The following is a 25,531-nucleotide window of genomic DNA, read 5'->3' on the forward strand; positions in this document are numbered from 1 at the left end:
ACGCTGCCGCGTCCACCGCAAGCCCGGCTCGCGAACATGACGACCACAAGATCGCCCCTCAAGGATGAGCCGGGATGCGCGACACATACGCCATTTCCGAATTTCGGTAAAGTGGAATATTTTTGCGGCGGCGGATTGACGGGGGCGACACAGAGGAGGTCCGGTAGCCCGGATGAGCGAAGCTATATCCGGGGTTTTCGCTAGCTAGCCGCACTAGCGGTCCCGGATGTCGCTTCGCTCATCCGGGCTACAGGCTGCGAGAGGCGCTCGCTACAGGCTCACCCCGTCGGGGTACCCTGCTTCCATTGGCCGCCGGCGATTTTCGCGGCGGCGATCACGGCTTGGGTCCGACTTTCGACGCCGAGCTTTTGCAGGATCGCCGAGACATGCGCCTTGATGGTGGCCTCGGAGACGCCGAGCTCATAGGCGATCTGCTTGTTGAGCAATCCCTCCGACAGCATCATCAGAACCCGGACCTGCTGCGGCGTCAGCGTCACCAGCCGGTCGCGCAGGCGCGTCATGTCGGGGTCGGCGACTGCCGACAGATCAGTGTCGGCGGGAACCCAGACGTCGCCCTCCATTACCTTGAGGATCGCGTCGCGCAAGGTGTCGACGCCGAAGCGCTTCGGGATGAACCCGGAGGCGCCGAAGTCGAGCGAGCGGCGGATGGTGGCGCTGTCGTCGGACGCCGAGACGATCACCACCGGAATAGCCGGATATTGCGCGCGCAGATAGATCAGGCCGGAAAAGCCGGAGATCCCGGGCATCGACAGGTCGAGCAGGATCAGGTCGACGTCGGAGGTCTGTTCCAAAAGCTTGGTCAGATCCTCGAACGATCCAGCCTCGTCGATCCTGGCCGAGCTCAGGACGCCCGTCACCGCCTGCCGCAACGCGTCGCGGAACAATGGGTGGTCATCGGCAATGACGAGATGGGTCGAGGGAGCGTTCATCGTTCTCTTGCTGGCAATCGCACCGGGCCAGTAAGCCGGCGCGGGGCCCTGGTCAATTCTTTCCCGACCAGCCGTGGCATGCAAGTGGACATTATCCCTTTGCGGCAACGGGGTTAATTCACAGGCCGGCCCTATGCTGCCGGATGGAAGGCTCGCAGTGTCAGGCGAGCGTCAGTGTGAAAGGCCGAAAGTCGTATTGGGGCGGGTTTCACGCCAATGTTACCTTGGGGCAAGGCTTGGGTTGATCCGGCATGACCGGACATCCAGGGCGCGAGGGAACGATTTTTCGGGGAGCGACTCAACATGTCGACAATGGCTGTGTCTCAAGCAGGCGCGGGAGGGATGACGAAGGACGAACGGTTCGTCATTCTCGCCTCCTCGCTCGGTACCGTCTTCGAGTGGTACGATTTCTATCTCTACGGTTCGCTGGCCGGCATCATCGGCGCGCAGTTCTTCTCGGCCTATCCGCCGGCAACCCGCGACATCTTCGCGCTGCTGGCCTTCGCGGCCGGCTTCCTGGTGCGCCCGTTCGGCGCGATCGTGTTCGGCCGTGTCGGCGACATCGTCGGCCGCAAATACACTTTCCTCGTCACCATCCTGATCATGGGTCTGTCGACTTTCATCGTCGGCCTGCTGCCCAACGCTGCCACCATCGGCATCGCGGCCCCGATCATCCTGATCGCGCTGCGTCTCGCCCAGGGCCTCGCGCTCGGCGGTGAATATGGCGGTGCGGCCACCTACGTCGCGGAGCATGCTCCGAACGGCAAGCGCGGTTACTACACCTCCTTCATCCAGACCACGGCGACGCTCGGCCTGTTCCTGTCGCTGCTGGTGATCCTGTTCACGCGCTCCGCGCTCGGCGAACCCGACTTCGCGGCATGGGGCTGGCGCATTCCGTTCCTGGTCTCCGTGCTGCTGCTCGGCGTTTCGGTCTGGATCCGGCTTCGCCTCAACGAATCCCCGATCTTCCAGAAGATGAAGGACGAGGGGAAGAGCTCGAAGGCCCCGCTGACGGAAGCCTTCGGCAACTGGCAGAACGGCAAGCTCGTGCTGCTGGCGCTGTTTGGCGGCGTGATGGGCCAAGGCGTGGTCTGGTACACTGGCCAATTCTACGCGCTGTTCTTCCTGCAATCGATCCTCAAGGTCGACGGCTACACCGCCAACCTGCTGATCGCCTGGTCGCTTCTGCTCGGGACCGGCTTCTTCATCGTGTTCGGCGTGCTCTCCGACAAGATCGGCCGCAAGCCGATCATCCTCGGCGGCTGCCTGATCGCGGCGCTGACCTTCTTCCCGATCTTCAAGATGATCACCACCAATGCCAACCCGGCGCTGGAAAAGGCGATCGAGTCGGTCAAGGTCGACGTGGTGGCAGATCCCGCAGGTTGCGGCGACTTGTTCAATCCGGTCGGCACCCGCGTCTTCACCTCGCCTTGCGACACGGCACGTGCCTACCTGTCGCAGTCGTCGGTCAAGTACTCGACCACGCCAGGTGCGGCAGGCTCCGGCGTGAAGGTGATGGTCAACGGCAAGGAAGTTCCCTACGCCAACGCCAAGGACGGCAATCCGGCAGTGCTCGCCGCCGTGCAGGGAGCCGGCTATCCGAAGGCCGGAGATGCGGGCATCGTGAAGATGGCGCATCCGTTCGACATCTTCCGTCCGCAGGTGGCCGCGGTCGTCGGATTGCTGTTCGTCCTGGTGCTCTTCGTCACCATGGTGTACGGCCCGATCGCCGCGATGCTGGTCGAACTGTTCCCGACCCGCATCCGCTACACCTCGATGTCGCTGCCCTACCATATCGGTAACGGCTGGTTCGGCGGCCTGCTGCCGGCAACCGCCTTCGCCATCGTGGCCTCGACGGGCGATATCTATGCGGGCCTCTGGTATCCGGTCATCTTCGCGTCGATTACCGTCGTGATCGGCTTGTTCTTCCTGCCGGAGACCAAGGACGTCGATATCAAGTCGACCTGATCGACGCAGATCGAGATCAACACCAACCGGCCGCGGTCTCCGCGGCCGGTTTTGTTTTGGCCTACTGATTGCTACCGAGGAATTGCAGCACCACCTCGCGCCGGTGCGGGCGGGCGCGATGCTCGATCAGATAGATCGCCTGCCAGGTGCCAAGCGCGAGCTTGCCGCTCAGGACCGGCACATGAAGCGAAGTCTGGGTCAGCATTGTCTTGACGTGCGCCGGCATGTCGTCCGGTCCCTCGGCATCATGCGTCCAGCCGGCGTTCTCGGGCGCGAGCCGGGACAGAGCCGTGGTGAGATCCACGAGCACGGAAGGGTCGGCGTTCTCCTGGATCGTCAGCGATGCGGAGGTGTGACGAACGAACAGCGTCAACGCGCCGTCTCGCGCGCCTGCCTCCGCCACGAACTTCGCAGCTTCAGCGGTGAGATCGGTGAAGCCGCGGCCGGGCGTCTGCACGGTCAGCAGCGACGATGCGATGGTGGTGGCTTGCACCGACGATGGCGCCGAGCGCGTGATGGATTTGGCTGATGTCATCATCACTCTCTCAATTCGGAAAGCTGCCGTAGGTGGGCAAAGCGAAGCGTGCCCACCGACTCACGCAACGAAAACAAAAATGGTGGGCACGGCGCGTCGCGGCCTTGCCCACCCTACCGCATCTCGCCACGCGCTAAATCTTCCCCGACACGTCCTTCTGCACGCGGTTGGCCATGTCGATCAGCCGGCGCCAAGCCCTTTCCAGGAATGACATCACGCGATCGACGTCCTGGTCGCTCGGCAGCGGGATCTCGATCCTGCGCTCGCCCTCGGCGGCCTTTGGTGCTTGCGGCTGCGCCTTCTTGAGCGGATCCGTTTTCGGCAGCGCCTCGTCGATCTTGCCTGACACGGTCGGCCCCGCCGCAAGCCGTCCCTTCAGCGTCTCGACTTCGGCCTGGAGCCTGCCGATCTCGGCGTCGAGCGCGGTACGTTCATCGGGCACCGCGTAGCAGGCCCAGCCGGCGCCGCTGCGGGTGCAGGTCGACACCGTGCCGGTGCGGCTGTCGAGCCGCAGCACCCCCTCGGGGATGGGCGTCATGCTGTAGCGGCCGTTTTCGCTGTCGGGCGCGGATTGCGCGGCGAGGCAGCCGCCGCTGATGGTCAACACCGCGGCGAACGCCGCCGCCACCAGCCATGATGCTGTGGATGAATTCGCTGCTCTCATCGCGTTCTCCGCCACGACGCGCCGGTAGCACGTCCAAAGATGGCGCTCATAAAGGTGGCACGTCTCGCAATTCTACACCCCGGCGAGGCGATCCGCCGCCCAAAACGCGCCTTTGACATGAACGATCACGGCGCCCCCTTTGATCCCGGCAGCCGGGCGAAATGGCGACGGCATCCGCCGATCCAGCGGAGACCTGCTGCGGTGCGGCGTCACGCTGTGTGCAGCGCTGCCGCCCGCGCCGATATTGCAAGATAAATCAAATACATAACAGGAATGGACACAATCGTGACTTGGCTTGACTTGATTATGGGCCATCAGTATGGTCCGCGCGGCTTTTGAGGGTGGCGGGCGTAATTTCCATTCAACCGCGGCGTTTCGGGTCTTCGTTGCATGACACAGGGCACGGGACACGGCGAGAATGGAGATCGCGATAGATCGCCCGAGGAAGCTGCGCTTTCCGAACGGCTCGGAAATCTTGATCAGCGGTTGTCCGAATTTCGCGGCCGCCACGTCAAGACCGAGCAACCCGCAGGTGACGGTGAGGACAGAGCGGCCAGAGCCTCGGCGATGGCGCTTGGTTTTCGGTTATCCTCCGAGTTGGTCGCCGGGGTCGTTGTCGGAGCGGGGATTGGCTGGGGTTTCGACCGCTTGCTGTCGACGTCGCCTTTCGGATTCATCGTGTTCCTGCTGCTGGGCTTCGTCGCCGGCGTGGTGAATGTGGTGAGAACGGCAGGCGCGGGTCAAAACAGGCGCGGTGGTTCTTAGGCGGTCCACACCAGGAGAGGAATGATCGTGCCGGCTCGTGCCGGTACGGGCCGGGCCCGACCGGCAGACCGAGACCCGCCGGCATCGCCCGGCAGACCAAGAGATGCCGCGCTGATGAAAATCGATCCGATCCACCAGTTCAACATCGAGCCTCTCTTCACCCTGGGCCATATCGGCAACCACACGATCGCCTTCACCAACTCGTCGCTCTACATGCTGGTGGCGGTCGCGATCATCTCGATCCTGATGCTCGCCAGCGGCACGCAGCTGGTTCCCGGCCGGCTGCAGTCGGTCGCCGAGATCTCCTACGAGTTCGTCGCCTCGACCATCCGCTCGACGGCCGGCGCGGAAGGCATGAAGTTCTTCCCGCTGATCTTCTCGCTGTTCATGTTCATCTGCGTTTCGAACCTGGTCGGCATTATCCCCTACACCTTCACGATCTCGAGCCATCTGATCGTCACCGCGGCGCTCGCGCTGCTGGTCTTCTTCACGGTCCTGATCTACGGCATTGCCAAGAACGGCCTGAAATTCTTCTCGATCTTCGTGCCCCACGGGGTCCCCGGCTACATCCTGCCGCTGGTGATGTTCATCGAGATCCTGTCGTTCTTCCTGCGGCCGGTTTCCCACAGCGTCCGTCTGTTCGCCAACATGCTGGCCGGCCACATCGCGCTGAAGGTGTTCGCGGGCTTCGTCGCCATGCTCGGCTTCTCGCTCGGCGCCCTTGGCTGGGTCGGCGGCGTGCTGCCGCTGGCGCTCACGGTCGCGCTGTACGCTCTCGAGATTCTGGTCGCGTTCCTGCAAGCCTATGTGTTTGCGATCCTGACCTGCATCTACCTCAACGACGCCATTCATCCGGGACACTGAGCGGTCCGGGGAATTTCCACCCAAAACCCAATCTTTCTTCCAAGGAGTCTAAAATGGATCCGGCAGCAGCAAAACTTATCGGCGCGGGCATCGCATGCATCGGCATGGGCGGCGCGGGCGTCGGCGTCGGCGTGATCTTCGGCAACTACCTCGCCGCGGCCGTTCGCAACCCCTCGGCCGCTCAGGGCCAGTTCGGCAATCTGATCTTCGGCTTCGCCGTGACCGAAGCGCTCGGCATTTTCTCGCTGCTGATCGCGCTGCTGCTGCTGTTCGTTCCGCTCTGAGAACGATTTTTCGCGCCGCTTCAACCGAGGCGACGCGCATGACTGCAACAGGAGTACTCCATGGCTGAAAGTCATGGCGGGGCGAAAAGTCCGGCGGCGGGCGCCCACACCGGGTCCGAAGGCGGTCACGGTGGCGGTTTTCCGCCGTTCGAGAGCGGCACTTATGCTTCACAGCTGGTGTCGCTCGCGATCTTCTTCGTCGCGCTTTACGTGATCGTGTCCAAGCTCGCTCTGCCGCGCGTCGGCGGTGCGATCGAGGCGCGTCAGAACAAGATCGAGGGCGACCTCGCCGAAGCGCAGAAGCTGAAGGACCAGTCCGAAGCGGCGCTGAAGGCCTATGAAAACGAGCTTGCTTCGGCACGCTCGCGCGCGCAGGCCATCGGCAACGAATCCCGCGACAAGGCAAATGCGCAGGCGGACGCCGAGCGCAAGGCCTTGGAAGAGCAACTGGCGGCCAAGCTCGCCGAGGCAGAGAAGACCATCGCCTCGACCCGTGCGACCGCCATGAGCAACGTCCGCGGCATCGCGGCCGATGCGGCAGGCACCATCGTGCAGCAGCTCACGGGCGTGGTTCCGGACGCGGCATTGGTCAATGCCGCCGTTGATGCGTCCTTGAAGGGTTAATCGATATGTTCTTCGATCCTGAAACCTGGGTCGCCATCGCCTTCGTGATCCTGATGGCCGTGTTCGGCTATCTCGGAGTCTTCAAGAAGGCCATGACTGCGCTCGACCATCGCGCCGATCGCATCAAGGCCGAGCTCGACGACGCGACGCGCCTCAAGCAGGAAGCCGCCAAGGTGCTCGCCGACTACAAGGCGCGCACCGCCTCGGCCGAACGCGAGGCCGCCGACATCATCGCCAACGCGAAGAGCGAAGCCGAGCGCATCGCAACCGAGGCCAAGGCCAAGGTGGAAGATTTCGTCGCTCGCCGCACCAAGACCGCGGAGGGCAAGATCGCGCTCGCCGAGGCTCAGGCGGTGGCCGATGTTCGCGCCGCAGCGGCCGAAGCCGCCGTCCAGGCCGCCTCCACGATCCTGTCGAAGTCGGTCAGGGGCCAGGTCGCCGACGATCTGCTCGCCAAGGGCATCACCGAAGTCAGGCAGAAGCTGAACTGAGGGATATCGCCTTCACCTATCAAAAAGCCGGCGCGATCAGCGCCGGCTTTTTTGTTTGTCGGGCACTGCATCGGCAAATCTGATGTCATCGCCCGCGAAGGCGGGCGATCCAGTATTCCAGAGACAGCCCTGATAGATCGAGAAGCCGCGGCGTACTGGATGCCCCGCCTTCGCGGGGCATGACGACTATCTTGACGTGGTTACTTCTTCTTCGCCCGCGCCTTCGGCTCGGGTGATAGCGCCTGCGGATCGAAGCCGACATAGAAGATGTAGCTATCGGCGTCCTTGGCCGAAGGCATCGGGTAGACCAGATCCTCGGCCACGAAGGTGAACGGCACGCTGCCGCCCTCCGACATTCCGACCGTGGTCCGGTAGGCCTTGGAAGCGATCACCTTCTCGCCGACGCCGCCCTGCACCACGGCGACGCGCAGCGGCACCTCGACGCTCGCAGGCGCGCCGGCGGGTCCGGCAATGACGCGGCCCTGGATGCCGATCCGGGCCGTGATATCGCCGCCATTGCGGGCGCATTCGCGCGCCATCTTGGTGATGGTGGCCTGGAAGCGGATCTCGTTGCCGACGGCCGGCTTCCCGGTGGCACCGACCGCGTAGGTGGAGGCTCCGGCACGCACCGTGACTTGCGGGCAATCAAGATCGTCATCAGCCGCCGGCTGGCCCGGCGCAGGCGCCGGCTTGGGTTGGGCCGGCTCGTCCGACTTGCCGCCGAACAGGCCCTTGAATCGATCGGTCAGCGACTGCGCCGCGACCGGCGAGATGGAGACGAGCGCAACTGACAACGCCAGCGCGACCGCCGCCCCCCGCCGCAACGCATTCCGGGATGACCGAAGCTCCTGCACCATCAACACCCATACTCCTGACGACATCCCGGCCGATCACCGGCCGGGTTGCGCCGTTATATCGTCAAAACCGGCGAACCCAAGGCAGCAAACAAGGAGACTTTGGCCGCATCAATCAACGGGCTCAGCCGCGGAAATCCTCGTGCAGCAGGCCGAACAGCAAATGGTCCTGCCAGACCCCGTTGATGCAGAGATAGCGCCGCGCCAGCCCCTCGCGGGAGAAACCGCACTTCTCCAGCACCCGGATCGAGGGCGCATTGGTCGGGATGCAGGCGGCCTCGACCCGGTGCAGATTGAGCTCGCCGAACAGCGTCGGCAGCAGCACCCGCAGCGCGGCCGTCATGTAGCCGCGCTGGGCGTGGGGCTTGCCGACCCAATAGCCGATGGTGCCGGCCTGGACGATGCCGCGGCGGACATTGGCGAGCGTGATGCCGCCGACCATGGCGCCGTCGAGCTCCCGGAAGATCAGAAAGGGATAGGACCGGTCCGCGGCGATGTCCTCGGAATAGCGGCGCAGGCGACGGCGGAAACCGGAGCGGGTGAGATCATCCGACGGCCAGATCGGCTCCCAGGGGGTCAGGTAATCGCGGCTGGACTCGCGCAGATGGGCCCATTGCAGGAAGTCCGACATCTGAGGCGCGCGTAGCAACAGGCCGTTGCCGCGCGGCGCGAGAGCGGCGGGTCCACTGGATGGCAGGCGAAAGAGGGCCATGGTGATGCTTCCCGGGGCGGATCAACCCGTGCGCGGCTCCTAATGCAGCCGCGCCTTGGCGCGTGCCCGGGTCAATCCTTCCGCAAAAGACACCGCCGTGTCCAGACCCCTGCCACTGCCCAATGCGACAACCGCAGGGCGGCTGCGCGAAAGCAGCGCACGCGCCGCATCCCGGGTCGATTCGACGCTGACGGCGTCGATCCGGGCCACCAGCTCCTCGGCGGTCTGGGGCCGGCCATAGGCCAGCACATGCCGGGCGAGTTGCTCGGCGCGGGACGAGCAGCTCTCCAGCGCCATCAGCAGCCCCGCCTTCATTTGCGCCTTGGCCCGCGCGATCTCGACCTCGGTCAGGGTCTCGACCGAATCATTCATGATGTCGACCACGACCTCCATCATCTCGGGCGCATCGGCCGGATCGGTGCCGGTGTAGAGGCCGAAGAAGCCGGTGTCGGTATAGGGGGCATGGAACGAGTAGATTGAGTAACAGAGGCCGCGCTTCTCGCGCACCTCCTGGAACAGCCGCGACGACATCCCGCCGCCGAGGATGTTGGTAAAGACCTGGAGCGAGAACAGCGACAGATCGGTCTGCGGCACGCCCTCCAGGGCCAAGGTCAGATGCGCCTGCTCGAGCTCGCGATGCACCACCTTGGTGCCGCCCTTGCCGAATTGTGCGGGTTGCGGCTTGGGACCCGCTGTCCCCTCAAAACTGGCAAAGCGCTGCTCGACCTCGGCGACCACCTGCTTGTGATCGACCGCGCCGGCGGCCGCCACCACCATGTCAGGGCCGCGGTAGTGCGTCGACAGATAGTCGCGCAGCGAGTCGCGGCTGAAGGCACGCAAGGTCTTCGCAGTGCCGAGCAGCGAGCGGCCCATCGGCTGGTCGGGATAGCAGAGCTCGTTGAGATGCTCGAACACGACGTCGTCAGGCGTGTCCTGCGCCGCGCCGATCTCCTGCACGATGACGTTCTTCTCGCGCTCGAGTTCGTCGGGCTCGAAGGCGGGATTGGCCAGGATGTCGGCGAGCACGTCGAGTGCGAGCGGCACGTCGGCCTTCAGCACCCGCGCATAATAGGACGTGGTCTCGGTCGAGGTGCCGGCATTGAGGTCGCCGCCGACCGCCTCGATCTCCTCGACGATCTCGCGCGAGGAGCGCTTCGTCGTGCCCTTGAATGCCATATGTTCCAGAAGATGCGAGATGCCGTGCTCGTTGGGCTTCTCGTCGCGCCCGCCGACGCCGGCCCAGACGCCGAGCGCCGCGGTCTCGAGATGAGGCATCTTGTCGGTGACGACAGTGAGGCCGGACGCAAGCTTGGAAATCTCGACGCTCATCCGGCAACTCCCTGTTTCGCGGCGCGGCTGACCGACAGCACGAACCGCTCGACCTCGGTCTGGTCGTTCTTCATCACCTTCATGTGTTCGGATTTGGTCATCAGACCATCGAGCCAGGCCGGCAGTTGCGGCCGCTGGCCGCAGGCCGCTTCGACCGCATCGGGGAATTTGGCCGGATGGGCGGTGGACAGCACGATGCTGGGAACCGTCCTGTCCGTGGTGTCGCGGTCGGCGACCGCAAGCGCGACCGCGGTGTGGGGATCGACCAGCTCGCCGGCCTCGCGCCAGGCGGCGCGGATCGCGGCCGCGGTCTCGGTCTGGTCGGCCCGGCCTGCGTCGAACCCCTCGCGGATCGCGGCCAGCGTCGCATCGGGCAGCACGAAGCGTCCCGATTGCTTCAGTGAATCCATCAGACGGCGCACGCCGGCGGCATCGCGCCCGCCAGCCTCGAACAGCAGCCGCTCGAAATTCGAGGAGATCTGAATGTCCATCGACGGCGAAGCCGTCGCGTGGACCTCGCGCACCTCGTAGATCCCGGTCTTCAGCGTGCGCGCCAGGATGTCGTTGACGTTGGCGGCGATGCCCAGGGTCCGCACCGGAAGACCCATGCGCTTGGCGACATAGCCGGCGAAGATGTCGCCGAAATTGCCGGTCGGCACGACGAAGTCCACCGCGCGCGCGGGTGCACCGGCGGCAACGGCGGAGGTGAAATAGTAGACCACTTGGGCGACGATGCGCGCCCAATTGATGGAATTGACGCCGGACAGCGACGTCGCATCGCGGAAGCGATGGTTGTTGAACATCGCCTTCACGAGGGCCTGGCAATCGTCGAAATTGCCCTCGACGGCAAGCGCATGGACGTTGGCCGCGCCCGTCGTCGTCATCATTCGCCGCTGCACCTCGGAGATGCGGCCTTGCGGGAACAGCACGATGAGATCGACATTTTCGAGTCCTGCGAACGCGTCGACCGCAGCACCGCCGGTGTCGCCCGAGGTCGCGACCACGATGGTGGTGCGCTGGCCGCGCTGGGCGAGCACGTGGTCCATCAGCCGCGAGATCAGCTGCATCGCCACGTCCTTAAAGGCGAGCGTCGGGCCGTGGAACAGCTCCAGCACGAACTGGTGCGGCGCCATCTGGCGCAGCGGCACCACCGCCGGATGGCGGAAGGTGGCGTAGGCCTCGTTCGCCATACGGCCGAGCTCGGCGTCCGAGATCTCGCCGGCGACGAAAGGGCGGATCACCTCGACCGCGACCTCCCAATAGGGACGCCCGAAAAAGCCGGCGATGGCGTCAGGCGAGAGTTGCGGCCAGGTGGCCGGCACATACAGGCCGCCGTCGCGAGCGAGCCCGGTCAGCATCACGTCGCAGAAGCCGAGTTCGGGGGCCTCGCCCCGGGTCGAGATATAACGAGTCAAACTGCCCTCCAAAGGCCGGCCGAGCCTGGACTCGGTCCGCAAGCCTTTGATTTTACGAAATTACTTGTTAACAGCCAGAGGCTTTGGGCCACCATAAAGTGTTTTGCGGCATCAGGAAACCGCTTCGCGCCTGGGGCCGTCCAAGGAAAAAGGCTGCCAACGAAAAGCGCTGCCAACGAAAAGGGCTGCGGCAATGCCGCAGCCCTCTCTTGGAAGGTCTGTCGTTGTGTGCAGACCGGTTTGGCGTCTTGGGGTCACCGACCCGCAAAAACTGTTCGCGCAAGCTTTCGTCGGCTGTCACGATAACGTCAAGGGACAAAACGGAATGTGTGAGAAAATGTTCCTGTTTTTCCCGACACGTTTCGGCGCGGGCAAACGTTCGCCAGCAGCTTGGCGTCACGCATTACCATTATATCCCGAACGACAGCACAGTTCGGGAACGAACGACGGCTGCGCTCATTGTGTCGGCGGATGGTGTCGGCGCTATCCAAGCATTGCCCGGCTGAGCGGCGAGACCGGTCCGCCCGCCGAACCGGCAGCATCCTGGTGCAGCCGGTTCGGTGCCCCGAGGCGTCAGTTCATCCCGATTTCCACCGCGATCCGGATCAGGTCGGAATGGTTCTTGGCACCGAGCTTCTGCTTGAGCAGAGAGGTGGTGTTGGCGACGGTCTTGTAGGAGATGCCGAGCGCCTCGGCGACCTCGACGATCTTGTCGCCTCGCCCCAACAGGCGAAGAATCTCGAGCTCCCGCGGCGTCATCTGCGAGGCAGGATTGGCCTTGATCGCCGCGCCGGAAAACGTCACGGCTTCCGCGAGCTGCGGTGAGATGAAATTGTCGCCCGCAACCACCTTGCGCACCGCCTTGAGCAGGATCCGGGGATCGTCGCCCTTGGAGACGTAGCCCTGGGCCCCGAGCTCGACCGCCCGCACCACGAAGGCTGGATCATCGTTCATGCTGAACATGATGATCTTGGCGTCGGGATCGTCCTTGCGAATGCGCCGCATCAGTTCAAAGCCGGAGACGTCGGGCAGGCTGATGTCGATCACAGTGACGTCGGGCCGCCTGCTGACATAGGCGCGATGCCCGGATTTGGCGTCGGTCGCCTCGTCGATCCGGATCGAATGGTCGGAGGAGAACAGGGTGCGGCAACCGGACAACACCACGGGATGGTCGTCGACAATCAGGACGCGGGTCGCCGGCTTGGCAGTATCTTGCATTGTAACTCTCTAGTTTTTCGATTCATAAACCGACGGGAACAAATGGAAAGAGCAAAATCCCCTGATGCGCGTTAGAATTGACCTAATGTGGCAACGGCTGTCCTTCAGTACACAATTGTTTCTGCCGCTCGGCCTGCTGTTCATGGCGGCGCTGATCATGGGCGGCGTCCTGCTGCACGTCTTCACGACCGGTCAGCTCGCCGAGGAGAACCAGCCGGCCCAACGATCGACCAAAGCCGTGGCCGAGGCCCTCAACAACGCTCTGCGTTCATCCGACCATCCGCGAAGGACCCTGGATGACTTCGTCCGGATGCTGGACGAGTCCTCAGATATTCAATTCCTTCCTGCAGGAGCGGTTGCTCCTCCCTTTGCGTCGAGGGGCCTGCAAGGTTCGCATGGCCCACCAAAATGGTTCGTCAGTCTCCTTTCCATTCCGGACTTGCACATCGCATTTCCGGTATCCCTCAACGGCGAGCATTTCGGCGACATCGTGTTTGTGCCGGACCTGTCCGCAGCGCTGTTCGAGACCTGGGTGGGCTTCCTCGCCTTGGCCGGCTTCGTCGTCGCGCTGACCGGGCTGACAGGGATCGTCGCCTATGTGTTTGCGGGATCAGCCCTGCGACCACTGCAGGATCTTGGCGCAGGCCTCACGCGGCTACGACGCGGCGACTACGCAACACCGATCTCGGTCGGGGGACCGCCGGAAATCCGGCAAAGCTGCGAGGAGGCCAATGCGCTGGCCGAAACGCTGGCGCAGTTGAGCCAGGACAATCGCGACCTGCTGCACCGCCTGGTCTCGCTCCAGGACGACGAGCGGCGCGATCTCGCGCGCGAACTGCACGACGAACTCGGTCCGCTGCTGTTCGGCATCCGCGTCGGCACGATCGCATTGGTCGATGCCTCGCCCCCGGCGGGAAATCTCAGCAGTTCGGCGCAGGAGGTGTTGCAATCGGTCGAGGCGCTCCAGCAGACCAACCGCCGCATCCTCGACCGGTTGCGACCGCTCTACATCGAGGAATTGGGTCTGGAGACCAGTGTGCAGACGCTGCTCCGAAATTTTCGCAAGCAGGCGCCGTCTATCGACCTGACGGACACGGTCGATCCGAATCTCAACGCGATCGACGGGCCGCTGGCTCAAACCGTCTATCGCGTGATTCAGGAGGCGCTGACCAACGTGCTGCGTCATGCCGGCGCCAGCCATGCCCATGTGCAGGCGACCTTCGCCGGCGAGACGGTCGTCATCGAGATTTCCGACGACGGCGGCGGCTTTCCCGAAGGGAATCTGTTCGGCCGCGGCCTGACCGGCATGCATGAGCGCGTGCGCGCACTCAGCGGATCGCTGTCACTGCTGCGCGTGGACGACAGAACCTATGTGCGCTGCCGCCTTCCCGCCGAACCGGCACGCGAGGCGCCGGTCAGCGATTGAAGCGCTTTCGAGCGAAGTGGATACCGGTTCGCGTGAAGAAAACGCCAAAACAGAATCTGGTGTTCGGCTCTGATTAATCAGAACGGAAACTCTAGCACGCACAGCCAAGCTGCGCGTTCTGTCGCGCCGGCTCGCACAGCGTGGTGCGGATCTTGCCGTCGGGGCTGAAACAAAACGAGGCGCGAATGCGCAACGCGCCGGCGACGGAATATTCGAGATCGACGCCGTGGGGTGCAGGATGGATTTCCTCCAACCCGAAACCGGCCGACGAGAAAGCGCTGAGCCGCGGCTGCCAATAGGCTTCGAGCTCGCTCCGGCCGCGATAGCGCTGCGTGCCGTTGCACGTGCATTCGACCTGGGCGTCGTCCGCATAGAGGTCGAGGAGCGTCGCGAGGTCGCCCTTCCTGCAGGCATCCACCCAATCGACGACAATTCCCATCTGGTCGAAATCACTCACGCTGCAATCCTGTCTGCCGCGGAAAATTACTGGCGGCTTAGGACCACACTCGTGAATGTGCGCTGAATGGTAAACCCCGGGCGATACCGGGTTCCCTAAGTGGATCTACGGAGCTCAGCCCCGCCGCCGCCCTCTTGCCCACACGGCGAAGGCGATGAGCACGGCGCCTGCAAGGGTGAACCAGGTGATGGCGTATTGCAGGTGATCGTCCTTGAGATGGACGTCGAGCGGCCCCGGCCGCGGAATGCCGTTCTCGGGCGCCGGCTGCTCGAGGTCGACATAGAACGGCGCAACCGCGCCCCAGGCCAGCGCGCTCGCGATCGCCACGTGATCGCGCACGAACCACAGCCGCTTGCCGCGGTTCTCCGCCGGGGTCAGCCAGCCCGGTGCCTCGGGGAAGCGCAGATAGCCGGTGAACGAGACCGCCTGCCCGGTGACGAGCTTCCTGACCGCGCGATCCTCGACGCTGCGATCCTGCATGGTGTTTTCGACGAAGCCCGCATCGATCACCACCGTCTCGCCGCTCGGCAGCCGCGCCGGCAGGAAGGCCCAGGTGCCGGGGCCCGACGCGTCCTTACGCACGGCGGATCCGGAGGAATAGACCATCGCATCGGGCAACGGCGCGTAGGTCGCGGTAAAGCTGACACGGCGGAATTCATCGCGCGCGGGACTTAGCGCGGCCCATCGTGCCGGCGGCGGCAGAGCGACCGGTGCCTCCGCGAGGCGCTCGGTCAGTGCGGCGATCAGCTCGTGCTTGGCGATGCGGCGCTGCAATTGCCAGACGCCGAGCGTGACGCAGACCGCGGTCAGGAAAAGCGTGAACAGCGCGAAGCCGGCCACGCGGGGCTTGCGCGCGGTCTCGTTCATTTCGCGCGGTCGACCAGCCGGCCCGGCGCCGCCTTATGGTGGAATTGCAGTGCGATCAGCAGCGACTTCATCGCGCGCAACGGCAGCAGGGTAGTCGCAAGGATCAGCGGCAGCCACAGCACCGCGTGCAGCCAGTACGGCGGCTGGTACTTGACCTCGACGACGAGCGCGCAGCCGACCACGATCGCGCCGGCCAGCATGATGATGAAGATCGCCGGACCGTCACCGGAATCGATGAAGGCGTAGTCGAGGCCGCAACGCTCGCAACAAGGCGCAAGCGTCAGGAAGCCTGCATAGAGCTTGCCCTGGCCACAGCGCGGGCATTTGCAGGCAAGTCCGCGCAGCGCGCTTTGCAGGACGGTGGCTTGCGGCTCGGACGTATTGGCGGCTTCGTTCATGGCAAAAGGGTCTATCACAGTTTCTGCCGAAACCCCTGCGCGCAAAAAAGCAAAAGGGCGGCCCGGGGCCGCCCTTTCTCGATCGGAAGTCAGCCCGCTCAGTGCGCGCCGTGGGCCATGGTCTCGGCGCCGTGTCCCCAGACATAGATGCACAGGAACAGGAACAGCCAGACCACGTCGACGAAGTGCCAGTACCAGGCGGCGAACTCGAAACCGAGATGCTGGGTCGGCGTGAAGTGGCCAGCATAGGCGCGGAACAGGCACACCAGCAGGAAGATGGTGCCGACCAGCACATGGAAACCGTGGAAGCCGGTCGCCATGAAGAAGGTCGCGCCGTAGACGTTGCCGCCGAAGGAGAATGCCGCGTGGCTGTACTCATAGGCCTGCACGCAGGTGAAAAGCGCGCCGAGCACGACGGTGAGGATCAGGCCATATTTCAGGCCCTGGCGATCGTTCTCGAGCAGCGCATGGTGGGCCCAGGTCACCGTGGTGCCTGACGTGAGCAGGATCAGCGTGTTCAGGAGCGGCAGATGCCAGGGATCGAAGGTCTCGATGCCGTGCGGCGGCCAGGTGCCCGGCACGGTGCAGGCGCCGGCCGCGGTCCCGAGACCACAGCCGAACACCGCATCGCGGGTAGCGTGGACGGCGTCGGCCGGGAATAGCGCCGCATTGAAATAGGCCCAGAACCAGGCGACGAAGAACATCACCTCCGAGGCGATGAACAGGATCATGCCGTAGCGGTGATGCAGCTGCACGACGCGGGTGTGGTCGCCCTTGTACTGGGCTTCCCTGATCACGTCGCCCCACCAGCTCGCCATGGTGTAGAGCACACCGACGGTGCCGACACCGAAGATGATCGGCGCAGCCGAGAACATGTGGTGCATCCAGGTGATCGCGCCGACCGCCATGATGAAGGCCGAGATGGAGCCGACGACGGGCCATGGCGATGGATCGACCAGATGGTAGTCGTGATGCTTGGTTTGCGCCGTTGCCATTTGCGGTCTCGCTCCTCAATCCCGTGCCTGTCAGGCACTTATCCCCTTATTTCCAACCCCGGCGCGTGAGCCCGGCGATCAGAGATTTCCCTTGCGTTTGTCGTCTTCGCTGGCCGCGAGCGGCTTCACCACCGGATCCTTCACCGGATAGAACGTGTAGGACAGCGTGATCGTGTTGAGACCGTCGTTCTCGTGGTCGTCGGCAATCGACGGATCGACATAGAACACGACCGGCATCTCGCGCTTCTCGCCCGGCGCCATGGTCTGCTCGGTGAAGCAGAAGCAGTTGATCTTCTGGAAATAGGATCCGACCGTCAACGGCGCGACATTGTAGGCGGCCTGGCCTGCGGTGGTCCGCGCGGCCTGGTTGGTCACCGTGTAGAAGACGGTCACGACCTGGCCTATATTGACCTCGATCTCGCTCTGCTCGGGCTCGAACTTCCAGGGCAGGCCGGGCGCGACGTTGGAATCGAAGCGCACCGCGATCTTGCGTGCGATCGGGCCGCTGGCCGGCGCCGAGGTCGCGACCTGGGTCGTGCCGTTGAAGCCGGTGGCGCGGCAGAACCAGTTGTAGAACGGCACCGCCGCGTAGGAGGCGCCGACCATCAGCGCGACCACGCCGCCGCAGATCGAGGCGACCACCACGTCGCGGCCAAGCCCCCTGGCAGGCCTGCGCCCCTTGGTGGCCGTCCGGCTCTGATCCCGCGATATGGTCGGCTTCTGATCCATGTTTCCTACATCGGCCGGACGAGCACGGCCGGCCCCTTGACCATGGTCACGGCAAAGAACAGCACTACGAGCACGCCGAGCGCGAGTGCGATCGCGATCGAGCGCTGACGACGGCTCTTCTTCTGCGCCTCGGTGAGGACGATTCCGTCTATCTCGGGTTTGTCGGCCATCCCTGTGATCATGCGCCCCCTACCATCGGCGCAAGCGCCCGGAACACGACCTCGGCCAGCAAGGTCGCAAACAGCGCGAACAGATAAAGGATGGAGAACGCAAACAGCTTGCGGGTCGCCCGCAGCGATTGGCTGCGCTCGCGACGGATATAGACGTTGATGGCGAACCCCAGCATGCCTGCGCCGAGGATCAGCGAGACGATGCCGTAGATGGCGTCGAAGTAGCCGAGCGCCCAGGGCGCGGCCGCGACCGCGATCAGCACGATGGTATAGAGCAGGATCTGAAGCCGCGTCGCGTCGGGACCGGCGACGTTGGGCAGCATCGGAATGCCGGCGCGCGCGTAGTCGTCGGAGCGGAACAGCGCCAGCGCCCAGAAGTGCGGCGGCGTCCAGAAGAAGATGATGGCGAACAGCAGCAGCGGCTCGACATCGACCGTGCCTGTGACCGCGGCCCAGGCCACCACGGGCGGCAGCGCGCCGGCGGCACCGCCGATCACGATGTTCTGCGCGGTCCAGCGCTTCAGGCCGATCGTGTAGATCACGACGTAGAAGAAGATGGTGAAGGCGAGCAGCGCGCCCGCGATCCAGTTGACCAGGATGCCGAGCGTCATCACCGAGAAGAAGGCGAGCGTCATGCCGAAGGTCATCGCCTCGGGACGGGTGATGCGGCCGCGCGGAATCGGCCGGTTCGCCGTGCGCGACATCTTGGCATCGATGTCGCCTTCGAGCGCCATGTTGAGCGCGCCGGACGCGCCGGCGCCGACCGCGATGCAGAGCAGCGAGGTGATGGCCAGCACCGGGTGGAAATGCCCGGGCGCCATCGCCATTCCGACCAGCGCGGTGAAGATCACCAGCGACATCACCCGCGGCTTCAGGAGCGCGATGTAATCGCCAACCTCCGCTTCGGAGATGCGGGGATTGATGTCGATGGCGTTGTGGTCGAGGACGGACACTAGACTGACTCGCTTGGTTGTCGAGCCGCGGCGCCCGTCACGGGCGCCGCGAGCATTGGCTTACTGCACGCGGGGCAGCACTTCGAACTGGTGGAAGGGCGGCGGCGAGGGCAGCGTCCATTCCAGCGTGGTCGCACCTGCACCCCACGGATTGTCGCCAGCCGGCACCTTCTTCGCGAAGGCGTCGATCACGCAGTAGAGGAAGATCAGCACGCCGAAGCCGGAGATGTAGGAGCCGACCGACGAGACCAGGTTCCAGCCCGCGAACGCGTCGGGATAATCGACATAGCGGCGAGGCATGCCCGACAGACCGAGGAAGTGCTGCGGGAAGAACACCAGGTTCACGCCGATGAAGGTGACCCAGAAGTGCGCCTTGGCGAGCCCTTCATTGTACATGTAGCCGGACATCTTCGGGAACCAGTAGTACCAGCCGGCGAAGATTCCGAACACCGCACCGAGCGACAGCACGTAGTGGAAGTGCGCGACCACGTAGTAGGTCTCCTGGAGCACGCGGTCGACGCCGGCATTCGCCAGCACCACGCCGGTGACGCCGCCGACGGTGAACAGGAAGATGAATCCCACCGCCCAGATCATCGGCGCGCGGAACTCGATCGAGCCGCCCCACATCGTGGCGATCCACGAGAAGATCTTCACGCCGGTCGGGACCGCGATGACCATCGTGGCGGCGACGAAATAGGCCTGCGTCGCCGAGGACATGCCGACCGTGTACATGTGGTGCGCCCACACCACGAAGCCGATGCCGCCGATCGCGACCATGGCGTAGGCCATGCCGAGATAGCCGAACACGGGCTTGCGCGAGAAGGTCGAGACGATCTGGCTGACCATGCCGAAGGCGGGCAGGATCAGGATGTACACTTCGGGGTGACCGAAGAACCAGAACAGATGCTGGAACAGCACGGGATCGCCGCCGCCTTCCGGATTGAAGAACGTCGTGCCGAAATTGCGGTCAGTGAGCAGCATCGTGATCGCACCGGCGAGCACCGGCAGCGACAACAGCAGCAGGAACACCGTCACCAGGATCGACCACACAAACAGCGGCATCTTGTGCAGGGTCATGCCCGGCGCGCGCATGTTGAAGATCGTGGTGATGAAATTGATGGCGCCCAGGATCGAGGAAGCGCCCGCCAGATGCAGCGACAGGATCGCGAAGTCCACCGCCGGGCCCGGATGGCCCGAGCTCGACAGCGGCGCGTACATGGTCCAGCCGGCGCCGACGCCGTTGGCGCCCGGCTCGCCCTCGACGAAGGTCGACATCAGCAACAGCGCGAACGAGGCCGGCAGCAGCCAGAACGAGATGTTGTTCATGCGCGGGAACGCCATGTCGGGCGCGCCGATCATGAGCGGCACGAACCAGTTGCCGAAGCCGCCAATCATCGCGGGCATGACCATGAAGAAGATCATGATCAGGCCGTGGGAGGTCACGAACACATTGTAGGTGTGCGTTTCGTGGAAGATCTGCACGCCCGGATACATCAGCTCGGCACGGATCGCGATCGACATCGCGGCGCCGATAACGCCGGCGATGACCGCGAAGATCAGGTACATCGTGCCGATGTCCTTGTGGTTGGTCGAATAGACGTAGCGCCGCCATCCGGTCGGATGGGCGTGCTCGTCATGTCCGTGGTCTTGCGCGTGATCGCCGTGTGCCGCTGCGCTCGTTGCCATTTTCTAATCCTGCCTTGCGTCCCGATCGGACCTCTGGAGGTCCCGCCTTATGTCGCTTTCAGTTTCCTCGAACCCTGCGCCCGGCGCTCACTGCGTCGGGCCGGCCGTGGAGGCGTAGGTGCTGGTGCCGCCGCTCGCATATTTCTTCTTCGCGGTCTCGACCCAGGAGGCGAACTCCTGGTCGCTCACCACACGGATCGCGATCGGCATGAAGGCGTGGTCCTTGCCGCACAATTCCGAGCACTGGCCGTAGAACATGCCGGTCTTGGTGGCCTTGAACCAGGTTTCGTTGAGCCGGCCCGGAATGGCGTCGATCTTGACGCCGAAGGCCGGCAGCGCAAAGGCATGAATCACGTCGGCCCCGGTCACCTGAACCCGAACCACCTTGTTGACGGGCACCACCATCTCATTGTCGACGCCGAGCAGACGGGGCTGCTTGTCCTGGGCCATCAGCGAGTCGAACTCGAACTTGCCGTTATCAGGATAGGCGTAGGACCAGTACCACTGCTTGCCGGTCGCCTTGATGGTCAGATCCGCCTTCGGCACGTCGAGCTCGAGGAACAGGAGGCGGAACGACGGCACCGAAATGCCGACCAGGATCAACACCGGCACGAGCGTCCACGCCACCTCGATCAGCGTGTTGTGCGTGGTCCGCGACGGCACCGGATTGGCTCTCGCGTTGAACTTCACGACAACGATCACGAGCAGCGCCAGAACGAACAGCGTGATCAGCGTGATCAGCACGAACAGGAAATTGTGGAACCAGACGATGTTGTCCATCACCGGGGACCCGGACTGCTGAAGCGTCCACTCCCACGCAGCCGGCTGCCCCAGCTCGGCAAATGCCGCACCGCCCGTCGCCAGCGTCAGACCCGCCACGGCCAATCCCAGCAAGTGCCGGCCCACCGGGCCCATCGACATCTTCATGCCGTTCGCGCTCCCCTAACGAAATCACCCCAAGTGCATTCCCCTATTTTCGGGAAACGCTTTATTCGATCCCCCCGTCTGACAAACCGCCGCGCAAGAATACCTCTAAGAGGAATTGGGGCCAGATCGCTAGAACGCCGAAATCAAGCCTCTCAAACCATAATTCTTGATCTATCGCAATGCAGTCTTGAGCCTCGTCTGTCAGCCATCACCCGCAAGATATTTCCTAGTAACATCAGACAAAAATACCATTTCCCGGGATGCTGCCGCTTGACAGCGGAATTGCCCGCGGTAGGCACTTGGCGCACAGCCGCACAGGAACCTGATTCGTGCGGGCGATTGCGGCCGGGGCGGCGTGGAATTTGCTTGCGAATCGCCTTCAAGACGCCGTCATTCCCGTATCAGTCCGCCTGACGCGAGCGACCCAGGCGAGCAGAGGGACCGACCCGATGGGGTTTTCGAGATCCATGGCAAGGCGGGCTAAAAGCCAGGCTGGCAGCCTCACGATGCTGGCCGCTCTGCTGGCGGCGGTCGTCGTCCTGGCGCTTCCGGGCCTCGCCCATGCGCAGGGCGCGGTGCGCTCCGTCCATGGCGACTGGCAGATCCGCTGCGACACCCCGCCGGGCGCCCAGTCCGAGCAATGCGCCCTGATCCAGAGCGTGGTGGCCGAAGACCGCTCCAACGCCGGCCTGACCGTGATCGTTCTCAAGACCGCCGACCAGAAGAGCCGCCTGATGCGGGTGGTCGCCCCCCTCGGCGTTCTCCTGCCCTCCGGCCTCGGCCTCAAGCTCGACAACCAGGACGTAGGCCGTGCCGGCTTTGTCCGCTGCCTGCCCAATGGCTGCGTCGCCGAGGTCGTCATGGACGACAAGCTGCTCGGCCAGCTCCGCACTGCCAAGACCGCGACCTTCATCATCTTCGAGACCCCGGAAGAAGGCATCGGCTTCCCGCTCAGCCTGAACGGGCTCGGCGAGGGCTATGACAAGCTGCCGTAGTGCGAAGGGCGGTTAGGCCCGCGAATCCTATTGTTTCCGTAATGTGAGACTTGGCGCCCTCGCGGAAGTGCCGGGAAACCATTATCTTGCCTCACATCCCCCGATAATGGACGGACGCATGACCAACCCTGCCACAACCTCCCTGCTCGACCGCGCCAATCTCGACCGCGACCAGGTTCGCAACGAGCTCGCGCGCGGGCTTGCCGGTGCCGACGACGGCGAATTGTTCCTGGAATACAGCCAGACCGAAGCGCTGATGTTCGACAATGGCCGGCTGAAGCAGGCGACCTACGATACCTCGCAGGGTTTTGGCCTGCGCGCCGTCAAGGACGACGCCGTCGGCTACGCGCATTCCTCCGACGTGTCGCTGCCGGCGCTGATTCGCGCTGCGGACGCGGTCGCGGCCGTGCGCGGCGGTTATTCCGGCAGCTTCGCCGCGCCTCCTGCGCATACCAACGTGCGGCTTTATAGTGACGACAATCCGCTCGATGCCCCCGGCTTCGAGACCAAGGTCAAACTGCTCGCCGAGATCGACGCTTATCTGCGCGACAAGGATCCGCGGGTGCGGCAGGTCAGCGTCAGCCTGGGCGCGACCTGGCAGGTGGTCGAGATCCTGCGGCCCGACGGCGAGAGCTATCGCGACATCCGCCCGCTCGTGCGCGTCAACGTCTCCGTCGTCGCCGGTCAGGGCGACCGCCAGGAGAGCGGCAGCAAGGGCTATGGCGGCCGCGCCGGCTACGCCGAATTCATCGAAAGCAAGAACTGGCGCGACGCCGCCGACGGCGCGTTGCGTGAGGCTCTGGTCAACCTGGAATCGATTCCCGCCCCCGCCGGCGAGATGGACGTCGTGCTCGGGGCCGGCTGGCCCGGCGTGATGCTGCATGAGGCGGTTGGCCATGGCCTCGAAGGTGACTTCAACCGCAAGAAGACGTCCGCGTTTGCCGGCCTGATGGGCCAGCAGGTCGCGGCCAAGGGCGTGACCGTGGTCGACGACGGCACGATTGCCTCGCGCCGCGGCTCGCTGTCGATCGACGATGAGGGAACGCCGACCAACCGCACCGTGCTGATCGAGGACGGCGTCCTGGTCGGCTACATGCAGGACCGTCAGAACGCCCGCCTGATGAACATGAAGCCGACCGGCAACGGCCGCCGCCAGGGCTATGCCCACGTGCCGATGCCGCGCATGACCAACACCTACATGCTGGCGGGCGACCGCGATCCGGCCGAGATCCTCGCGTCGGTGAAGAACGGCGTCTTCGCCGCGAATTTCGGCGGCGGCCAGGTGGATATCACCTCGGGCAAATACGTGTTTCAGTGCACCGAGGCTTACAAGATCGAGAACGGCAAGATCGGTGCGCCCCTGAAGGGCGCCATGCTGATCGGCAACGGGCCGACCGACCTGCATCGCATCCGCATGATCGGCAACGACCTCGCGCTCGATACCGGCATCGGCACCTGCGGCAAGAACGGTCAGGGCGTGCCGGTCGGCGTCGGCCAGCCGTCGCTGTTGATGGAACGCATTACGGTGGGTGGAACAGGCGGATGAGCGTCGAGAAGATAACTGTCACCACCAAGCGGAAGAGCAGCGGCTGGGGCGGCCAGCTGGTGCAGCTCGCCGGCATCGTCGCGGCGGTGTTCATCGCCAAGGGTGCGCTGGCCGAGCCGTTCTACGTGCCGTCGGGCTCGATGGAGCCGACGCTGTTGATCGGCGACGCCTTGATCGCCTCGAAATTCCCCTACGGCTACGGCACCTCGTCGCTGCCGATCCAGATCAACCTGCCCGAGAGCGGCCGCGTCTTCGCGGAAACGCCGAAGCAGGGCGACGTCGTGGTCTTCCGCTGGCCCGGCGACCGCTCGCAGGCCTGGGTCAAGCGCGTCGTGGGCCTGCCCGGCGACCGCATCCAGCTGCGCCAGGGCCAGCTCTTCGTCAACGATCGCCCCGCCGAGTTGAAGCCGGACGGCGTTGGTGCCGCCGAGGACGACAATGGCGGCAGCGAACCCGCCTATCGCTATGTCGAGACGCTGCCGAACGGCGTCTCGCATCTGATCTTCAAGATGCGTGACAACGGTCCGCTCGACAACACGCAGGAAGTGACGGTGCCGGCAGGCCATCTCTTCGTGCTCGGCGACAACCGCGACAATTCCGCCGACAGCCGCGTGCCCTTGCGCTCCGGCGGCGTCGGCATGTTGCCGATCGACAATCTGGTCGGCCGCGCAGACGCCGTGCTCGGATCCTGGGATCTCGGTATCCGGGGCCAGCCGGTGTGGACCTGGCTGTCCGGATTTCGCATGGCGCGGTTTTTCACCGCCGTGCATTGAACCGATCTCATGACCTTCGACGACGTCAGAAAATTCGCACTGACGTGGCCGGAGGTCGAGGACGGTACCTCCTACGGCACGCCCGCACTAAAGGTGCGCAAGAAGATGCTGGCGCGTCTGAAGGAAGATGGCGACAGCCTGGTGATGCCGGACGTCCCGGTCGACGAGCGCGCGATGCTGGTCGAGAGCCAGCCAAAAATCTTCTACTTCACCGATCACTACGCCGATTATCCGATAGTGCTGATCCGCCTGTCCAAGGCAAAGCGCGCGATCGTGGAGTCGCTGCTGCGGCGGCGTTGGCGCGCGCTGGCTTCGAAGGCGGCGCGAGCGGATTATGATGCACGCGTGAGCGCGTGACGACTGTCATGGATGAGGCCCGCTTCCTCGCGCTGGCGCTAAAGAACCCGATTAACGTCGCGATTCTCGATGAGCTCCACCAGCTCGCGCTGCCCGATGCGTGGCTGGTCTCGGGATGTCTCGTGCAATCGGTTTGGAACGTGCTCACCGGCCGTGCGATCGATTACGGCATTGCCGATTACGACGTCTTCTACTTCGACCCTGACACCTCCTGGGACGCGGAGGACGTCGTGATCCGCAAGCTGCAAGCGCGCCTCGATCATCTCGGCGTCAAGATCGAGACCCGCAACCAGGCACGCGTGCATCTGTGGTATCCGGCCAAGCACGGCCTGCCCTATCCGCCGCTGTCGTGCTCGACTGACGGTATCGACCGTTTCCTCACACAGAACACGCAAGTGGGCGTGCGGCGCTCGGACGACGGTTTCGACGTTTATGCGCCGCACGGCTTCGATGACGTGGCCGGCTTGATTGCACGCCCCAATCCAAGCCCGAATTTCTCCGCAGCGAATTACGCGGTAAAGGCCGCGAGATGGAGGGCGTTGTGGCCCGAGCTTACGGTGATTGCGCCGGAATGATCCG

29 protein-coding genes are annotated in these 25,531 nt (G+C 64.3%); 12 read left to right on the forward strand and 17 right to left on the reverse strand.

What is annotated here, in order from left to right:
• Nucleotides 1-278 precede the first annotated feature (278 nt).
• A complete protein-coding gene (locus AC0L3B_RS18975) occupies nucleotides 279-950 on the reverse strand; it encodes a response regulator transcription factor (RefSeq protein ID WP_204513207.1) in 672 nt (223 codons plus the stop codon).
• A 342-nt stretch (nucleotides 951-1,292) separates the two neighbouring features.
• Here AC0L3B_RS18975 and AC0L3B_RS18980 point away from each other — a divergent pair, with 342 nt between their 5' ends.
• Entirely contained in the window at nucleotides 1,293-2,918 is a 1,626-nt protein-coding gene (locus tag AC0L3B_RS18980; protein WP_018459988.1) for an MFS transporter, read from the forward strand.
• Nucleotides 2,919-2,979: 61 nt separating this feature from the next.
• Here AC0L3B_RS18980 and AC0L3B_RS18985 read toward each other — a convergent pair whose 3' ends face one another.
• Both AC0L3B_RS18985 and AC0L3B_RS18990 read right to left on the reverse strand, forming a co-directional pair.
• The gene (locus tag AC0L3B_RS18985) at nucleotides 2,980-3,453 is read right to left on the reverse strand and encodes a secondary thiamine-phosphate synthase enzyme YjbQ (RefSeq protein ID WP_026233919.1); all 474 of its coding nucleotides are present in this window, start codon (nucleotides 3,451-3,453) and stop codon (nucleotides 2,980-2,982) included.
• 133 nt (nucleotides 3,454-3,586) lie between these two features.
• Complete coding sequence (locus AC0L3B_RS18990; RefSeq protein ID WP_085357799.1) at nucleotides 3,587-4,117, reverse strand: hypothetical protein; 531 nt, start codon at nucleotides 4,115-4,117, stop codon at nucleotides 3,587-3,589.
• 390 nt (nucleotides 4,118-4,507) lie between these two features.
• On the opposite strand from AC0L3B_RS18990, the gene AC0L3B_RS18995 reads away from it, so the two are divergent.
• From AC0L3B_RS18995 to AC0L3B_RS19015, 5 genes are all read left to right on the forward strand, one after another.
• On the forward strand, nucleotides 4,508-4,882 hold the full coding sequence (locus tag AC0L3B_RS18995) for an AtpZ/AtpI family protein (protein ID WP_018459992.1): 375 nt from the start codon (nucleotides 4,508-4,510) through the stop codon (nucleotides 4,880-4,882).
• 114 nt (nucleotides 4,883-4,996) lie between these two features.
• Nucleotides 4,997-5,746: a F0F1 ATP synthase subunit A gene (locus AC0L3B_RS19000; RefSeq protein ID WP_018459993.1), complete on the forward strand. Its 750-nt coding sequence runs from the start codon at nucleotides 4,997-4,999 to the stop codon at nucleotides 5,744-5,746.
• 53 nt (nucleotides 5,747-5,799) lie between these two features.
• Entirely contained in the window at nucleotides 5,800-6,030 is a 231-nt protein-coding gene (locus tag AC0L3B_RS19005; protein WP_007599451.1) for a F0F1 ATP synthase subunit C, read from the forward strand.
• A 60-nt stretch (nucleotides 6,031-6,090) separates the two neighbouring features.
• Nucleotides 6,091-6,654, forward strand: coding sequence for a F0F1 ATP synthase subunit B family protein (locus AC0L3B_RS19010; RefSeq protein ID WP_018459994.1), 564 nt, complete (start codon nucleotides 6,091-6,093; stop codon nucleotides 6,652-6,654).
• 5 nt (nucleotides 6,655-6,659) lie between these two features.
• The gene (locus AC0L3B_RS19015; protein ID WP_473380892.1) at nucleotides 6,660-7,145 is read left to right on the forward strand and encodes a F0F1 ATP synthase subunit B family protein; all 486 of its coding nucleotides are present in this window, start codon (nucleotides 6,660-6,662) and stop codon (nucleotides 7,143-7,145) included.
• 200 nt (nucleotides 7,146-7,345) lie between these two features.
• Here the strand turns inward: AC0L3B_RS19015 and AC0L3B_RS19020 are convergent, their stop codons facing one another.
• The 5 genes from AC0L3B_RS19020 to AC0L3B_RS19040 all read right to left on the reverse strand — a co-directional run bounded on the left by AC0L3B_RS19020 (nucleotide 7,346) and on the right by AC0L3B_RS19040 (nucleotide 12,673).
• On the reverse strand, nucleotides 7,346-8,002 hold the full coding sequence (locus AC0L3B_RS19020) for a hypothetical protein (RefSeq protein ID WP_018459996.1): 657 nt from the start codon (nucleotides 8,000-8,002) through the stop codon (nucleotides 7,346-7,348).
• A 121-nt stretch (nucleotides 8,003-8,123) separates the two neighbouring features.
• A complete protein-coding gene (locus AC0L3B_RS19025) occupies nucleotides 8,124-8,711 on the reverse strand; it encodes a GNAT family N-acetyltransferase (protein WP_007599447.1) in 588 nt (195 codons plus the stop codon).
• Between the two features lie 39 nt (nucleotides 8,712-8,750).
• A complete protein-coding gene (locus tag AC0L3B_RS19030; protein WP_007599446.1) occupies nucleotides 8,751-10,040 on the reverse strand; it encodes a M16 family metallopeptidase in 1,290 nt (429 codons plus the stop codon).
• Nucleotides 10,037-11,455 carry a threonine synthase gene (gene thrC, locus AC0L3B_RS19035; protein ID WP_377791511.1) on the reverse strand — a complete coding sequence of 473 codons (1,419 nt, stop codon included), beginning with the start codon at nucleotides 11,453-11,455 and terminating at the stop codon, nucleotides 10,037-10,039. Before thrC ends, AC0L3B_RS19030 begins: the two co-directional genes overlap by 4 nt.
• A 573-nt stretch (nucleotides 11,456-12,028) precedes the next feature.
• Complete coding sequence (locus AC0L3B_RS19040) at nucleotides 12,029-12,673, reverse strand: response regulator transcription factor (RefSeq protein ID WP_018459998.1); 645 nt, start codon at nucleotides 12,671-12,673, stop codon at nucleotides 12,029-12,031.
• Nucleotides 12,674-12,758: 85 nt separating this feature from the next.
• Here AC0L3B_RS19040 and AC0L3B_RS19045 point away from each other — a divergent pair, with 85 nt between their 5' ends.
• Complete coding sequence (locus tag AC0L3B_RS19045; protein WP_377791513.1) at nucleotides 12,759-14,099, forward strand: histidine kinase; 1,341 nt, start codon at nucleotides 12,759-12,761, stop codon at nucleotides 14,097-14,099.
• Between the two features lie 91 nt (nucleotides 14,100-14,190).
• On the opposite strand, the gene AC0L3B_RS19050 is transcribed toward AC0L3B_RS19045, so the two are convergent.
• The 9 genes from AC0L3B_RS19050 to coxB form a co-directional block, all read right to left on the reverse strand.
• A complete protein-coding gene (locus tag AC0L3B_RS19050; RefSeq protein WP_026233921.1) occupies nucleotides 14,191-14,556 on the reverse strand; it encodes a nuclear transport factor 2 family protein in 366 nt (121 codons plus the stop codon).
• A 114-nt stretch (nucleotides 14,557-14,670) separates the two neighbouring features.
• The gene (locus AC0L3B_RS19055; RefSeq protein WP_473380893.1) at nucleotides 14,671-15,423 is read right to left on the reverse strand and encodes an SURF1 family protein; all 753 of its coding nucleotides are present in this window, start codon (nucleotides 15,421-15,423) and stop codon (nucleotides 14,671-14,673) included.
• Nucleotides 15,420-15,821 (reverse strand): DUF983 domain-containing protein, encoded by a 402-nt coding sequence (locus AC0L3B_RS19060; protein ID WP_085351972.1) that lies wholly within the window; start codon nucleotides 15,819-15,821, stop codon nucleotides 15,420-15,422. The genes AC0L3B_RS19055 and AC0L3B_RS19060 overlap by 4 nt, the downstream gene beginning before the upstream one ends.
• Nucleotides 15,822-15,919: 98 nt before the next feature.
• On the reverse strand, nucleotides 15,920-16,816 hold the full coding sequence (locus tag AC0L3B_RS19065; RefSeq protein WP_085351973.1) for a cytochrome c oxidase subunit 3: 897 nt from the start codon (nucleotides 16,814-16,816) through the stop codon (nucleotides 15,920-15,922).
• A gap of 78 nt (nucleotides 16,817-16,894) precedes the next feature.
• Nucleotides 16,895-17,545, reverse strand: a complete 651-nt coding sequence (locus tag AC0L3B_RS19070) for a cytochrome c oxidase assembly protein (protein ID WP_018460004.1) — start codon at nucleotides 17,543-17,545, stop codon at nucleotides 16,895-16,897.
• A gap of 5 nt (nucleotides 17,546-17,550) precedes the next feature.
• Nucleotides 17,551-17,727, reverse strand: coding sequence for a hypothetical protein (locus tag AC0L3B_RS19075; protein WP_026233922.1), 177 nt, complete (start codon nucleotides 17,725-17,727; stop codon nucleotides 17,551-17,553).
• Nucleotides 17,724-18,668: a heme o synthase gene (locus tag AC0L3B_RS19080; protein ID WP_085357795.1), complete on the reverse strand. Its 945-nt coding sequence runs from the start codon at nucleotides 18,666-18,668 to the stop codon at nucleotides 17,724-17,726. The genes AC0L3B_RS19075 and AC0L3B_RS19080 overlap by 4 nt, the downstream gene beginning before the upstream one ends.
• Nucleotides 18,669-18,728: 60 nt before the next feature.
• Nucleotides 18,729-20,354 carry a cytochrome c oxidase subunit I gene (gene ctaD, locus AC0L3B_RS19085; protein ID WP_007605061.1) on the reverse strand — a complete coding sequence of 542 codons (1,626 nt, stop codon included), beginning with the start codon at nucleotides 20,352-20,354 and terminating at the stop codon, nucleotides 18,729-18,731.
• 87 nt (nucleotides 20,355-20,441) lie between these two features.
• A complete protein-coding gene (gene coxB, locus AC0L3B_RS19090; RefSeq protein WP_018460007.1) occupies nucleotides 20,442-21,281 on the reverse strand; it encodes a cytochrome c oxidase subunit II in 840 nt (279 codons plus the stop codon).
• Nucleotides 21,282-21,730: 449 nt separating this feature from the next.
• Between coxB and AC0L3B_RS19095 the strand changes: the two genes are divergently transcribed.
• The 5 genes from AC0L3B_RS19095 to AC0L3B_RS19115 all read left to right on the forward strand — a co-directional run bounded on the left by AC0L3B_RS19095 (nucleotide 21,731) and on the right by AC0L3B_RS19115 (nucleotide 25,527).
• Nucleotides 21,731-22,276, forward strand: coding sequence for an invasion associated locus B family protein (locus tag AC0L3B_RS19095; RefSeq protein WP_026233923.1), 546 nt, complete (start codon nucleotides 21,731-21,733; stop codon nucleotides 22,274-22,276).
• 118 nt (nucleotides 22,277-22,394) lie between these two features.
• A complete protein-coding gene (gene tldD / locus AC0L3B_RS19100; protein ID WP_026233924.1) occupies nucleotides 22,395-23,822 on the forward strand; it encodes a metalloprotease TldD in 1,428 nt (475 codons plus the stop codon).
• Nucleotides 23,819-24,595 (forward strand): signal peptidase I, encoded by a 777-nt coding sequence (lepB, locus tag AC0L3B_RS19105; protein ID WP_018460010.1) that lies wholly within the window; start codon nucleotides 23,819-23,821, stop codon nucleotides 24,593-24,595. The genes tldD and lepB overlap by 4 nt, the downstream gene beginning before the upstream one ends.
• Before the next feature lie 9 nt (nucleotides 24,596-24,604).
• Nucleotides 24,605-24,952 carry an MmcQ/YjbR family DNA-binding protein gene (locus AC0L3B_RS19110; protein WP_018460011.1) on the forward strand — a complete coding sequence of 116 codons (348 nt, stop codon included), beginning with the start codon at nucleotides 24,605-24,607 and terminating at the stop codon, nucleotides 24,950-24,952.
• Nucleotides 24,953-24,960: 8 nt separating this feature from the next.
• Entirely contained in the window at nucleotides 24,961-25,527 is a 567-nt protein-coding gene (locus AC0L3B_RS19115) for a nucleotidyltransferase family protein (RefSeq protein WP_085351978.1), read from the forward strand.
• Nucleotides 25,528-25,531 lie beyond the last annotated feature (4 nt).

It is taken from the genome of Bradyrhizobium sp. Kon56 (assembly GCF_055807635.1).